This is a genomic window from Sedimentibacter sp., from assembly GCF_033447055.1.
Lineage (GTDB): Bacteria > Bacillota > Clostridia > Tissierellales > Sedimentibacteraceae > Sedimentibacter.
In genome coordinates, this window is record NZ_JAWQJF010000111.1 from 1 (window position 1) to 13,805 (window position 13,805).

Annotated in this window: 13 protein-coding genes and 1 riboswitch; of the genes, 5 read left to right on the plus strand and 8 right to left on the minus strand. The window is 33.6% G+C overall.

Features of this window, described 5'->3' with window-relative positions; genetic code table 11:
* From SA378_RS07610 to proB, 5 genes are all read right to left on the minus strand, one after another.
* On the minus strand, positions 1 to 1,003 hold a 1,003-nt coding region (locus tag SA378_RS07610), incomplete at its 3' end, for an ABC transporter substrate-binding protein (protein WP_318525388.1).
* Between the two features lie 30 nt (positions 1,004 to 1,033).
* Positions 1,034 to 1,810, minus strand: coding sequence for an ABC transporter permease (locus SA378_RS07615; protein WP_318525400.1), 777 nt, complete (start codon positions 1,808 to 1,810; stop codon positions 1,034 to 1,036).
* Complete coding sequence (locus SA378_RS07620; protein ID WP_318525389.1) at positions 1,782 to 2,078, minus strand: thiamine-binding protein; 297 nt, start codon at positions 2,076 to 2,078, stop codon at positions 1,782 to 1,784. The genes SA378_RS07615 and SA378_RS07620 overlap by 29 nt, the downstream gene beginning before the upstream one ends.
* Before the next feature lie 72 nt (positions 2,079 to 2,150).
* Positions 2,151 to 2,281: riboswitch (TPP riboswitch) on the minus strand.
* A 50-nt stretch (positions 2,282 to 2,331) separates the two neighbouring features.
* On the minus strand, positions 2,332 to 3,576 hold the full coding sequence (locus SA378_RS07625; RefSeq protein ID WP_318525390.1) for a glutamate-5-semialdehyde dehydrogenase: 1,245 nt from the start codon (positions 3,574 to 3,576) through the stop codon (positions 2,332 to 2,334).
* Positions 3,558 to 4,382 carry a glutamate 5-kinase gene (gene proB, locus SA378_RS07630; protein ID WP_318525391.1) on the minus strand — a complete coding sequence of 275 codons (825 nt, stop codon included), beginning with the start codon at positions 4,380 to 4,382 and terminating at the stop codon, positions 3,558 to 3,560. Before proB ends, SA378_RS07625 begins: the two co-directional genes overlap by 19 nt.
* Before the next feature lie 396 nt (positions 4,383 to 4,778).
* On the opposite strand from proB, the gene hflK reads away from it, so the two are divergent.
* The 3 genes from hflK (at position 4,779) to SA378_RS07645 (ending at position 7,890) form a co-directional block, all read left to right on the plus strand.
* On the plus strand, positions 4,779 to 5,858 hold the full coding sequence (gene hflK / locus SA378_RS07635) for an FtsH protease activity modulator HflK (RefSeq protein WP_318525392.1): 1,080 nt from the start codon (positions 4,779 to 4,781) through the stop codon (positions 5,856 to 5,858).
* A 1-nt stretch (position 5,859) separates the two neighbouring features.
* On the plus strand, positions 5,860 to 6,750 hold the full coding sequence (locus SA378_RS07640) for a protease modulator HflC (protein ID WP_318525393.1): 891 nt from the start codon (positions 5,860 to 5,862) through the stop codon (positions 6,748 to 6,750).
* A 240-nt stretch (positions 6,751 to 6,990) separates the two neighbouring features.
* Entirely contained in the window at positions 6,991 to 7,890 is a 900-nt protein-coding gene (locus tag SA378_RS07645; protein WP_318525394.1) for a DMT family transporter, read from the plus strand.
* A 41-nt stretch (positions 7,891 to 7,931) separates the two neighbouring features.
* On the opposite strand, the gene SA378_RS07650 is transcribed toward SA378_RS07645, so the two are convergent.
* Entirely contained in the window at positions 7,932 to 8,735 is an 804-nt protein-coding gene (locus SA378_RS07650; RefSeq protein ID WP_318525395.1) for a tryptophan-rich sensory protein, read from the minus strand.
* 227 nt (positions 8,736 to 8,962) lie between these two features.
* On the opposite strand from SA378_RS07650, the gene SA378_RS07655 reads away from it, so the two are divergent.
* On the plus strand, positions 8,963 to 9,172 hold the full coding sequence (locus SA378_RS07655; protein WP_318525396.1) for a hypothetical protein: 210 nt from the start codon (positions 8,963 to 8,965) through the stop codon (positions 9,170 to 9,172).
* A gap of 117 nt (positions 9,173 to 9,289) precedes the next feature.
* Here SA378_RS07655 and SA378_RS07660 read toward each other — a convergent pair whose 3' ends face one another.
* Both SA378_RS07660 and SA378_RS07665 read right to left on the minus strand, forming a co-directional pair.
* Positions 9,290 to 10,810, minus strand: coding sequence for a glutamate synthase-related protein (locus tag SA378_RS07660; RefSeq protein ID WP_318525397.1), 1,521 nt, complete (start codon positions 10,808 to 10,810; stop codon positions 9,290 to 9,292).
* A 161-nt stretch (positions 10,811 to 10,971) separates the two neighbouring features.
* Positions 10,972 to 12,039, minus strand: coding sequence for a 4Fe-4S binding protein (locus SA378_RS07665; protein WP_318525398.1), 1,068 nt, complete (start codon positions 12,037 to 12,039; stop codon positions 10,972 to 10,974).
* A gap of 257 nt (positions 12,040 to 12,296) precedes the next feature.
* Here SA378_RS07665 and SA378_RS07670 point away from each other — a divergent pair, with 257 nt between their 5' ends.
* A complete protein-coding gene (locus tag SA378_RS07670; RefSeq protein ID WP_318525399.1) occupies positions 12,297 to 13,682 on the plus strand; it encodes an S-layer homology domain-containing protein in 1,386 nt (461 codons plus the stop codon).
* Positions 13,683 to 13,805: the final 123 nt, after the last annotated feature.

Sequence of the window (13,805 nt, forward strand, 5' to 3'; positions counted from 1 at the left end):
CATTTGTGAATCCTGTTCCCTTTGGTATTTCATTTTCTATAAGTTTATTGGCATATAACCATCCATAAAATGCATCCCATCTGGATTGGTCAATGTATCCCCATTGTTTTACTTCTGCTTTATATTGATCTGCCAACCATGCCTGACTTGCTTTAACCAGTTCTGGATCTAATTCTGGTGCTGCTTCCAATAAAATTTCCGCTGCTTCATCAGAATTTTCAATTGCAAACTCATAACCTTGCTGTATTGCCTTCAATACTTTTTTTACATTGTCAGGATTATTTTTCGCATAATCATTGTTTACAATAAGAACAGGGCTGTAATAATCAAGTTCTGATCCGTAATCAGCAAAGTTCAAATAATTAGTTTCTAATTTTTTAACATTAGTTGCAATTCCATCCCATGCATAGAATACCCACACAGAATCCACATCTGTTTGAAGTGCAGTTACTACGTCGGTTACAGTGCTTGGTATCATTTTTATATCTCCAAATTTTCCGCCATCATCTTCAACAATTTTTCTTATAATAGCTTGTTCTATAGGCATATCCCATGTTGCATAAGAATGTCCTGCCATTTTTGCCGGTGAGTCTATCCCTTTATCTTTTAAAGAAATAATTCCTGATGTATTGTGTTGAATTAAAGTTGCTACTGCTGTTACAGGCAACTGGTTGTCAGATGCAAAATTAGGTGCTAACGTATCTTGAAAACTAATACCAAATTCTGCACCACCACCGCCTACTAACATTTCTGCTCCGCCTTCCGGAGGTTGCGCAATTTCCACTTCAAGACCTTGTTCTTCAAAATATCCTTTTGCTTGAGCTACAAATAAACCTGTATGGTTTGTATTAGGAGTCCAGTCAAGTACAATGCTCACTTTTTCTTTTGCGGCAGTTGTACCATCTGTTTTATTTTCATCTTGTATTTGATTTGTGCTGCATGCTGATAACACCAGAACGCACAGCATTAAAACAGCAGTTAGAACATATGATTTTCTTTTCATTTTATATCCTTAACCTTCCGATAGATTTTTTTATATATTATTATTCTTTTTTTTCCTATCCCATGGCATTATGGCATCTTTTAGCAAAGTAACACCAAACATAAGCAAAAGGCTTATGATAGAAATAAAAAATATTACTGCAAACATTTTATCAAAAGAATAAGATTTTCTTACCCTTGTCATATATACACCGAGTCCGGCAAAACCTCCCAACCACTCTGAAACCACTGCACCAACTACTGAATAAGAAACAGAAATCCTTAAACCAGCAAAAAAATGGCTCAATGAACTCGGTAGTTTAATATGTACAAAACTCTGTACCCTGTTTGCACCCATTGCTTTTAATAAATTCAAAGCATCCGGATCTGCAGATCGAAACCCATCCAACAATCCGATAGTTATGGGGAAAAAAGTAATAATTACAATAAGAGTTATTTTAGGCAATATTCCGTATCCAAGCCAGAGAACCAATAAAGGTGCAATAGCAACTGTTGGCACTGTCTGAGTTAATACTAATATTGGATAAATAGACTTGTACGCAATTGGAAATCTATCCATTATTACTGCTATGACAAATCCAAAAACAGTTCCAATGACAAGTCCAAAAAATGCTTCTGCCAGAGTTATTTTAGCATGCTCCATAAGTAATGGAAAATCATTCACAAACGCCATAACAACATCTGCCGGAGATGGAAGCATGAACTTTGGCACAGCACCTGTGGCAGATAAAATCTGCCACACAACCAAAATAAAAGTTATTGCGAAAAACGGAGAGATTTTATTGATGATGTTTGGTGACTTTTTTATCAATAGTCAGAACACCACCATCCGGAGCATAACTTATCTTTACATATGCAGATACTGAAGGAGCACCTGCTTTTATTGCTATGTATTGACAATTTTTAACAATCTCCATTAATTCATCATAATCACCTTCGATTGATGTTTCACTAGGTCCTACATAATAATTCAATCCTGTGCTTTTAATATAAGCAATAACCTCATCAACAATACGGATAACTTCCTCATCTGAACCAACATGTGGTAAAACTTGAATAGCTACACTTGCTTTCATTCTATATCCTCCTTGTATTACAGTCTTGTTGACTATACAAAAAACCTCTCCTGATAATGGGAGGGGTTATGTATCGACGCCATATACATTTTCCTACGCCAGCATTATCTGGATCAGGTGTAAAGCAGTACTACTGCCTTAGGGTCAAAACATTAGAGTGGTTTTCTCTCAGCCTAACTCATTAAGCTCCCCTACGAATCAAATACTAGCACAATAAGATAACGATGTCAATAGAATATAAAAATTAAATGTATTATCTTACTTGCCCGTTTCCGTAAATAATATATTTAGAAGTAGTAAGTTCTTTCAAACCCATAGGTCCTCTGGCATGCATTTTTTGAGTGCTTATTCCAATTTCTGCACCAAAACCAAATTCAAAACCATCTGTAAATCTTGTTGATGCATTTACATAAACAGCAGCAGCATCAACTTCATTCAAAAACCTTTGTGAATTTGTATAATTTTCCGTTACTATTGCTTCCGAATGTCCTGTACCGTATTTATTAATATGATTAATGGCTTCATCAATGCTATCCACAACCTTTACTGAAATAATCAAATCAAGGAATTCTCTTCCATAATCATCTTCCGTTGCAGGAATAACATCAGAACATATTTTTACTGTTTCTTCACAGCCTCTTACTTCAACATTTTTTTCTCTGAGTTTTGCAACTGCTTCTGCTAAAAATTTATCTTTAATATTTTTATGAACAAGCAAGCTCTCACAAGAGTTGCATACTGATGTCCTTGTTGTTTTTGCATTAATCAAAATATTATAAGCCATTTCCAAGTCTGCAGTTTCATCTACATAGACGTGGCAGTTACCTGTTCCTGTCTCAATAACAGGTACAGTTGAATTTTTAAGAGCTGTTTTAATAAGTCCGGCTCCTCCTCTTGGAATCAAAACATCAAGATATTCATTGAGTTTCATGAAATTAGCAGCTGTTTCTCTAGATGTATCTTCAACAAGTTCTATTGCACCTTCATTTATTCCTGCTTCAGCTAATGACATTTTCATAATTTTAACCAGTTCTTTGTTAGAATTAATTGCATCTCCTGAACCTCTTAGCATTACAGCGTTTGATGATTTTAAGCAAAGAGATGCAGCATCAACAGTTACATTAGGTCTTGATTCATAAATTATTCCGATCACACCAAGCGGAACTCTTTTTTGTCCAATAAGAAGACCATTAGGTCTTTTTTTCATAGACAATACTTCTCCCACAGGATCCTCAAGATCTGCAATTTGCCTTACACCTTCAGCTATTGCCTTAATTCTTTCTTCATTGAGCATAAGTCTGTCTATCATTTGCTGACCGATACCCTTATTAATTGAATTTTGAATATCAATTTTATTTTTATCAATTATATCTGACGCATATAAAACTATATTTTCAGCTATTCTTTTCAATGCATCGTTTTTTATTTGAGTTGAAATATTCATCAATTGATAGGATGCCTGTTTGGCATTTTTGCCTTTTACTTGCAGTTCACACATTTATCCGCACCTTCTTTCCCTAAAAATAAAGTACCTTCCGGTTTTCCTTCTAAAATATTGTAAATTAATTCCGGATTTTTACCATTTATAATAACCATGTCAATCCCGCTGTTAACTGCTATTTTTGCAGCTGCAATTTTCGTTGCCATTCCCCCGGTTCCAACCGAGCTTTCAGAACCGCCAGCAACATTTTCAATTTCCCGGGTAATTTTTTTTACAACCGGTATAAGTTTTGAATTTTCATCTTGTGGATTTCCGTCATACAAACCATCTACATCGCTTAAAATTATTAACATGTCAGCACAAACTAACTTTGCTGTCACTGCAGACAATGTATCGTTGTCACCATAAACAAGTTCTTCAATTGCCACACTGTCATTTTCATTTACAATAGGAATAACATTGTATAAAAATAGTGTTTCAAAAGTGTTAACAACATTTTCCTGAAGTTTAGGATCCTCTATTATATCCTTTGTCAAAAGCAATTGCGAAACAGTCTGATTGTATTGAGAAAAAACTTTATCGTAAGCAAACATCAATTCGCATTGACCTACAGAAGCAACTGCTTGCTTTTCCTTTGTAGTCTTAGGCCTTTCTTTAAGACCAAGCTTAGAAACCCCTGCGGCTACGGCTGCAGATGTAACAAGAACAACATCTACATCATCATTTTTAATATCACTTAAAATCATTGCAATTTTATCCATAATTCTTAAATTAATCTTTCCGGAATCATGAGTAAGTGTCGAACTGCCTACTTTAATCACTATTCTTTTATGACATTTTTCTGTTGCTTTATTCAATTCCATCCTCAGCCTCGCTTCAACTATATCTTATGTACCATTTTACCAACTTTCAAATTAAAATCAATGATTATTTTTACAAACAAACAATTAATTTAAAGACAATTCAGACTATTGAAAAACCCATCTATGTCATTCTGAACGCAGTGAATGATCTCTTAAAACATTCACAAGATGAGATTCTTCGACTATGTTTCAGAATGACGAGGTCGCAAAACTCAAATATTAAGTACTTGAGTTTTGCGATAGTTTTCGGAATATTATCTTTGATGTGGTAATCATTTATGATATAATGATAATAGTACGATTTTAAGAAGCTGCATAGAATTTAAATGGGGGGATTTGTATAGAAATTAGTATTGTTTATATCAAAATTTTGAAATCGTTTTTTAAGGAGAAAATATGACAATTAGAGATTTAATTAATAATTTAATAAGAATGGCAAACAAGGCCAATGGACCTAAGAACCAGGGAAGCCAAGGATTTCAGGATTTTCAGGAATTTAAGGAAAAAGTGCCAAGAAATGTTGGCAAATTAAAAATGATGCTTTTCATACCTGTAATAGTTGTTGCAATATTTGCAATAATGTCTTGCCAGTATACAGTAGAAGAAACCGAACAAGCAGTAGTGACAACGTTAGGAAAGGTAACAAGTGTTGAATCAGCAGGTTTGCATTTTAAATTACCATATCCGATACAAGATGTTACTAAAGTAGAAGTAAACAGAACACAAAAATTGCAAATAGGTTATGAAAGCAAAAGTGAAAATCAAGGTTATACTGATATGACTTCAGTAGAAGATGAAGCCAAAATGATTACAGGTGACTTTAATATAGTAAACATAGACTTCTTTATTGAATGGAAAATATCTGATCCTGAAAAGTTCTTATACAATTCTGATGAACCTTCACAAATTCTTAAAATGATAGCACAGTCATCAGCAAGAAGTGTAATTGGTTCAAATGACGTAGATGGTGTACTAACAACAGAAAAATCCATCATACAGACAGAAATCAAAGAAAAGATAGTCAATAAGTTAGAAAATTATGATTTAGGTGTACAAGTACTTGATGTAAAAATACAAGACAGCCAGCCACCGACAACCGAAGTAATAGCAGCATTTAAAAATGTAGAAACAGCAAAACAAGAAAAAGAAACAAGAATAAATGAAGCATTAGCTTATAAAAACAAAACACTTCCTGCCGCCGAAAGCCAGGCAGACAAATTAATAAGAGAAGCAGAGTCTTATAAAGAATCTAGAATAAATGCAGCAAGAGGCGAAGTAGCGAAATTCAATGCCATGTATACGGAATATGCTAAGAATAAAACTATTACAAAAACAAGAATGTATTTAGAAACAATTGAAGAAATATTGCCAGGTGTAACAGTCTATGTTGATTCAACCGAAGGCGGTATAGAAAAAATGTTACCATTAAAGAGTTTTTCAACTACAACAACCGAAAATGCCGGAGGTGGAAATTAAAATGGAAAACGTTAAGAAAAAAGGAAAAGTATCTGGCATATTGAAAATGTTGATTTTAATTTTTCTATTAATATCTGTTACCAATGCAATTTATGTTGTAAAAGAAAATGAATATGCATATGTTACAAGGTTTTCTAAATTTGTTGAAATTCAAAATACAGCAGGATTACATTTTAAAATGCCGATGTTAGATAAAGTTGAGAAAATACCACAATATAGAATGATGTATGATATTCCTCCATCAGAAGTATTGACAGGTGATAAAAAAACATTAGTAGTTGACAACTTTGCAGTATGGCAAATAGATGATCCTTATACATTTATGAGAACGGTTAGCAGAATTACTGAAATGGAAAACAGAATAGATGCAGTAGTATATAATGCAGTTAAAAACACATTAGGAACAATGAATCAGGCAGACATAATTAATTCTGACAATGGCTCAATAGATAATGTAAATATAAAAATAACAGATATGGTAAATGCTCAACTAAAAGGCTATGGAGTATCAACAATTGCTGTAGAAATAAAGAGATTAGACCTTCCGGAAGACAACGAATCTGCTGTATACAACAGAATGGTATCCGAAAGAACCCAAATGGCAGAAAGTTACAGAGCAGATGGTAATTTAGAAGCAAGTAAAGTAGTAAACGAAACAGATAAAGAAGTAGGAATACTGCTTTCAAAAGCTGAAGCAACTGCAGAAGAATTGAAAGGTCAAGGAGAAGGCGAATACATGAAAATCATTGCAGATGCTTACTCCACTGAAGACAGAGCAAGTTATTATGAATTTATCAGAAGTCTAGAAGCACTAAAGGTAACGATGCAAGGGGAAAAAACTATATTCCTGCCTGCAGACAGCTATATAGTCAAAGTACTGAACGGGAATTAAACAACCCCAAGAATCATTTACACAGCCAAATTAATAATCTCCATGAAGTTAGCGTATAGCTTCATGGAGATTTATTTTTGCATTTTACGCGCAAGCAGTCCGTCGCCATAATTCCCCGATAACCTCAAATTGTCACATGAAAATTAAGCAATAAATATTCTGACAACCATGAATTATACTTGTTGATATATTAGGATTTTCGTAATATAATATCTGATAAAGTTAAATGGAGGAAACAATATGATTCAATCGCATTATGGTGAAATATATGCACTTACTACAGCAATATTTTGGACTATTACTGCCACTTCTTTTGAATTAGCAGGAAAAAAAGTAGGTTCTTTATCTGTAAATTATATAAGATTAATAGTAGGATTCATATTAATTAGTTTGTTTACAACTTTTTCAAGAGGAATGTTTCTACCCCTGGATGCAACTGCAAAAGCATGGATATGGCTCAGTGCATCAGGCTTAGTAGGATTTGTTATCGGAGATTTGTTCTTATTTCAAGCATATGTAGAAATTGGCTCAAGAATATCTATGCTCATTATGGCACTTGTACCACCAATCACAGCCTTATTGGGTTTCATAACTATGAGAGAAGTAATTTCATTTTCAAACTTCATAGGAATGGCTATAACAATTTTAGGCATTTCTTTAGTGGTATTAGTTAAAAATCCTGAAGGTAAAAATTTTAAATTTTCTCATTCTATTAAAGGAATTGTTTATGCCTTTATTGGTGCACTTGGGCAATCATTAGGATTGATACTTAGCAAGATAGGCATGGGAAACTACAATCCCTTTGCAGCTACTCAAATACGCATACTATCCGGTATTATTGGATTTACTATAGTTTTTATATTTATGAAAAGGTGGGACAAGTTAAAAGAAGCTGTAAAAAACAAAGAAGCCATGAAGTATATAACACTGGGATCACTTTTTGGTCCATTTCTAGGTGTATCTTTTAACCTTTTAGCTATTCAATATACAACCACAGGTGTAGCTTCAACTATAACTTCAATAGTCCCTGTACTTATTATTCCTTTATCAATACTTGTTTTCAAAGAGAAAATATCCCCAAAAGAAATTTTTGGCGCAATTATATCAGTAATAGGAGTATCCGTCCTTTTCGTGATGTAGCTATTTTCTTTTAATCATTATCAACTTGATGCAAAATTTTCTTAGCGTTTAGTTTTTTTACTTTTAGAAGACAAAACATAAAAACCAACTGCCACAAATATAATAACACATGCTATAACCGTGTATATTACGACAGGATATTGACCTGCGAAGCCACTTTCAGATTTATGCTTTATTAGTATGCCTATATATGCCCACACCATTACAAGATCATATGCAATATCTCTATTTTTAATTATAGTTGCTGATCCTATGAGCATCCCTACAATAATAATCACCACAGCCCAAAACGGTTCAGATAATCCAAATCCATTCCAGCCAAGACTGACAAGCAATGTTGTCGCATTAGCAATAGTTGCAACAGTAATCCAACCAAAATAAACACTGAACGGAAGTCTGATAAAAAACTTTTCTCTCATTGTTAACTTTTCATTTACAACTGCACAATTAATGTAAATCAAGCAAGCAAGGATTACAACCATCAACAGCATGGATAGAGGAATTCTGTTATAATGCCATGAGAAAATCCAAGTTGCATTGGCAATTGATGATATTGAAAAAACTATTCCGATTTTATTCAACAAATCTGTCTTAACAATATCTAGATTCCCTTGAAAAAAACCAAGTAAGTAAAGAGTAAAAGCAGCCAATAACAGATAAATTAATCCCCATATTGCAAAGGTTATCCCTGCAGGAGCAAACAGATTGGGATACGAAGCTGCAACCTGAGCTGTTGTTTGTCCGTTAATGGGCAGAGCATTAGCAAGAATATTTACAATAATCATTATCACAAAAGTTAAAGCCACAATAATTTTTATACTATTTTTCACCTTTCTAATAAACATTTCAATCTCCTCCTATTGATATTAAATCCATCCTCTAATACTCACTACAAAGTTTATAATTTCAACTCACAACCATCACCAAAAATACTTCAATATAATTTTATAATTTATTTTACCATATAATCTCAAAATTACAAATAATAAACTTTGTAATATATTATATTCTCGGAATAAACAAAAAATTTGAGGGAAGTATAAAAAAACTACAACACAAGGAGAATTTTAATATGGGCAAAGGTAATGGCAGACACAATAAAAATGGCATGGGTAATGGTATGGACAAGTTCAATGGCTCATGCAATGGAATATCATCAAGTACTCAATCTCAAGATCCACTAGATTTTACTACTCTCAAGGAAGTTCCTGAGTCTGATATTACGTCAGGAAATATCAATCGAAGTAGTAAAGGCAAAGGTTTTAGAAGTAAGTTAAAATAATATGGTTATGATACCTGCAGAAATGAAATATTAAAAGCAACCTCAAATTTAACTTGATTGAGGCTGCTTTATTTTAAGTAGTAAAATTATTTAAATTTTCAATCTCGATTTATCCAATTATTCAAACCATTTTCCCTTGGTCAAATCCTTAGCCTCACGAGTTAATGGTATCAAGTCTGTTCTGTCCAGATAGTTGATATCGAATTTACGGTTTAAAGCAGCAAAATGTTTCACACCAAAAGCAATTTTATTAATGTATGAAAATACTCCAATCGCACCCGGAGAAAAATCATTCGCCCTTTTGCCGTATATAGCGCGCAAATCAGCCAGATCTCCGTATATCTCTTCGATGGTGTTACCATATTTCTTCAAATTTTTCGGCACATTGCCTTCTTTAATCATTTCTCCTATCTTCTTGCCGCTCATGGCAGCTGCCATAGCTGCACGACAAATACCAACGGCTGTGACAATTCCATTTCCATAGGCCAAAGATTTGAAAACCTGATCTTCGGAGGCAAACCCACCTGTTATCGTAATAGCAGGAATCCAAAGACCTTCCTTTTTTAGGCTCTCTACTATGGTACATACTGCGTCTTCCATAACAATAGTAGGCAATCCCCATTCATTCATCATTTTACAAGGACTATATCCGCTGCCGCCGCCTGCTCCGTCGAAAGTAATCATATCGACTTCTGCTTTACTTCCTATAAGAATAACCTTTTTAAGATCCTCAAAGTCGTATCCCGCCATTTTCAGGTATATATTTTTTGCACCCATGCTTCTCAGTTCTGCAATTCGTGGAACCAGGTACTCTTCATCCCATAAAGGCAATCTCGAATATGTATAAAAATTTGGACAAACGCCCTCTTCGTAAGCTTTTATTACGTCAGGGTCAGAAGGATCTGGATACACCAAACAACCTGATTCTTGTTTTTTCAGTGCTTCATTAATGTCTTTTAATCGGTTAACCGGCTGGGTTCCCTTTGAACCTTGTCCGAATTTCAATTCAATAGCTTCGGCACCTTCAACTTTTATCGCATACTCCGGAATTCCAAGCATATCATCCTCAATATTGCACTGCAGTATAATTTGTCCAAATCCACGGTCATATTTACGGAAAGCATCCAACATTTTTTTAAGAGCAGGAAAATGAATTACTTTTCCATCTTTAATCTGCAATTCTGGATCTTTATTTCTAGCATCCTCACCAATTACACAACATACACCTGCCATGGCAGCGCCACCGAAATAGTCTTCCCAATTCATTTTGATAAGTGCTGGCAATATAATCGGCATAGTTAGTTTTACCGGATTATATTTACCAAATTCACGTTCCAACTTTACATGATAGATATTTGCTTCATCATAATTTTTATTGGCACCTACAGCACCAAAAACATGACCATTAATGTTGAAGTGAGAAAAATCAATAGGGTAATCCTTTTCCGAAGCAACCTGATTAGCCCCCGTGTTGGTAGGATACACAGTCTGTGCCCCTAAAACTGCTGACAGGACTATTTCGCACGTACCTTCACATTCCTCCGTGCAAAAAGAACACATGCCTGATTGTGGAGAAATATGTGTGCTTCGATTTTTGGTGTCATTAAATGCAGATGACAGTCTTGGTGAATAACTCATGATAAATCCTCCTAAAATTTTAATTTGGCTAAGCCAATATCATATTATTGACATATAATTTACCATTTAATTATAACTCATTTTTGTCATATATCAATAACTATTCTAAAAGAATAAAAAAGCATTCCATCGAACATTCAACTCATCTATGAAGACCTTTTTCAATTTTTTTGTACCCAATCTAAAAACCTGGTTGAATAACCCAGTGTTTCTGTGGGGCATACATCTACACAGTGACCACAGCCAACGCAGCGCAAGTCTTTAACTGCTTCACCGTTTTGAGCCATGGACTTAATATCAATTGACATTGGGCAAGCATTGTTACATTGATTGCACTGAATACATTTTGATTTGTTCGTAATAATTTTTTGCCCTGCAATTTTTGACAACAAAGATAATACAGTACCTAATGGGCAATAGTAACAGTAACCTCTTCCAGTAAAAGCTACCCAGAAAAACATAGCCATTAACAATTCTGCGCTAAGGTATTTATACGATTCAATTTTACTTATAATATAAAAGTTTCCAACAACATTTACTCCTGATAGAAAAAGTATCCACCAGACAGTGAAAAACATCGACAAAGAAAGGAAAACCCACCTAAGTACTTTAAAAGCACGAAGTGTGCCCTTCTTAATTTTCTTTTTTTTGCCCACAAGAGGAAATGCCGGTGCAAACACTTCAGATGCAAATCCATTAAACAAACACAGCGTTGAACATTGCCACCTTCTGCCAAACAGAAGAGTGCCGACAATGACAATAAAGCTGACGCACACATAAAATATTAAAGCTGCTGAAATTCCTGCAGCACCCCAAATGGGATACCGGCTGAGATAAATAGACGAATCCGGATATAAAAGCTGTAAAGGTGTTGTCGTCCAAGGCAGCGGCATTGTAAAAAAGTACATTTCATTATTATTGAGAAAAATCGGTGCTGTAATATGAACGACTAAAGCCGAAACAATTAGACCTGTAAGGTTTTTCTTCCTCATTGTTGTACGTTTCGAAGCACCAATTATTCTCAGCGTAAGAAAACTTCCTACAATTATAAATATTGTTTTCACCCAATTTTCATAGAAATGCCAAAAACTTGTGATAAACGCCGCTACCGAAGGATTGGCCCGGCTGACATAACCGTAATTTAATCCTGCAATAACAATGCACAGAATGATATACACCCACAGGATAGTTTTTAAAATTCTAAGCTCCAAAGTTTTATTCGTACCCATACTAATTACCTCCTTTACAGAAAATTAAGAAAATGAAATGATTATTACTATCATATAATTTTAATCCAATGCAGCTCTTTGTTACATTATAATGTAATGTAGCTTAATTTTCCATATAAAACTCTAAATTTTCAGATTTATGCTAATAAATTCACTTGCTTCTAACTTGCTTCTAGTTTTATATTTTTATTGAAAAACTGGTAATATTTTGGTACAATGAATTTGTTTCATAAAATTAAACAAGGGGAGAATTTATAATGAGGAAGACGTATTTCGTGGTTTTATTGACAGTAATTTTAATATTTACATTGCAACCGGCATTTGCAGAAACATTAGATTACACAAGTGAAGCCGATAAGTTAAATGCTTTAGGGCTTTTTAAAGGAACTTCAAATGGGTATGAGTTGGACAGAGTTCCTAATCGAGCTGAATCAGCTGCAATGCTAGTAAGACTGCTTGGCGCTGAGGAAGAAGCTAACAAAGCAAACTATAGCCATCCATTTACTGATGTACCCGAATGGGCTAATCCAATAGTTGGTTATATGTACGAAAAAGGATTAACTAAAGGCATAGGCAATAATTTATTTGGAGCATCTCAAGCAGCTAGCGCTAAGGATTATTCAACATTTATGCTACGTACATTAGGTTATGATGGTGATTTTAATTATAATGATGCTTTACCCTTTGCAGCAGAAAAAGGCATATTAACATCTGTAGAATTAAAGAATTTGCAATCAGAAAATTTCAAAAGAAATGAAATGGTTTTATTATCTTATAATACTTTAAAAGCAAACCTAAAGAGCCAAGAATTAACATTGGCTGAGTTTCTTGTTAATAAAGATGTATTAAATAAAGATGAGTTATTTAATAATGGCATTTCTAATCGCATAGAAGAAACTATATTAAATTTAAATTCTTCATTTGAATTGCTAAATAACAATAATTCTTTGATACAAGTAACTGCAGAGAAGGCAAATATACAAGTAATTCCTAGCGAGAATTATAAAGAAACTCTTGAAGCTGGTTTTGAAGGTACTATTATATTCAATAATCATATTTCTCAATGGGAAGGTTTGAATATTAAATATGAATTAAATTATTATTATAAAGGTGAATTTGTAAAAACTTCAAAATACTTATGTAATGATTATAGTATAAAAGAAAAGAATGAATATTGCCTTATGACTCCCTATGACAAATTTGATGAAATACGCATAGTCGCATATCCACTAAGTATAGATGAAATTAAAAAGGATTTCGATGGAATCCTTGAAATAGTAACAACTAATGACAGTGATAAGATACTTGACTCAATAGTAAAATATGGTAACTTCTCGGGTGTATCTACATTTACTGGATATGATTACACAACGTATTCAAATGATGAACTATATGAATTAGCATGGTTTACAATCTATTCTGATTCCAGCGAATATTCTGATGGGCATTTCTTTGAAGATTATCCTTATATAAATCGTATAGATAAGACAAATGCAGATAAATACTATATAGAATTCAATGAAAAAGTAACTGACTTTGATGATGACAAAATAGTATTACTAAAAAGTTCAAATTCAGAATTAGGCTTTACAATTATTCACGATAATGGGTATAAACCGGTTAAAATTTACTTAGTTAAGTAAGATGTGATTAAACATAATTTTATGCGAGAATGTATAAAGTTTCGTGTAAATGGTAATAATAACCACAAATGAAGGGAGATATTACTATGAAAAACGAAACTTTTTTACAAGATGAAAAAGCCA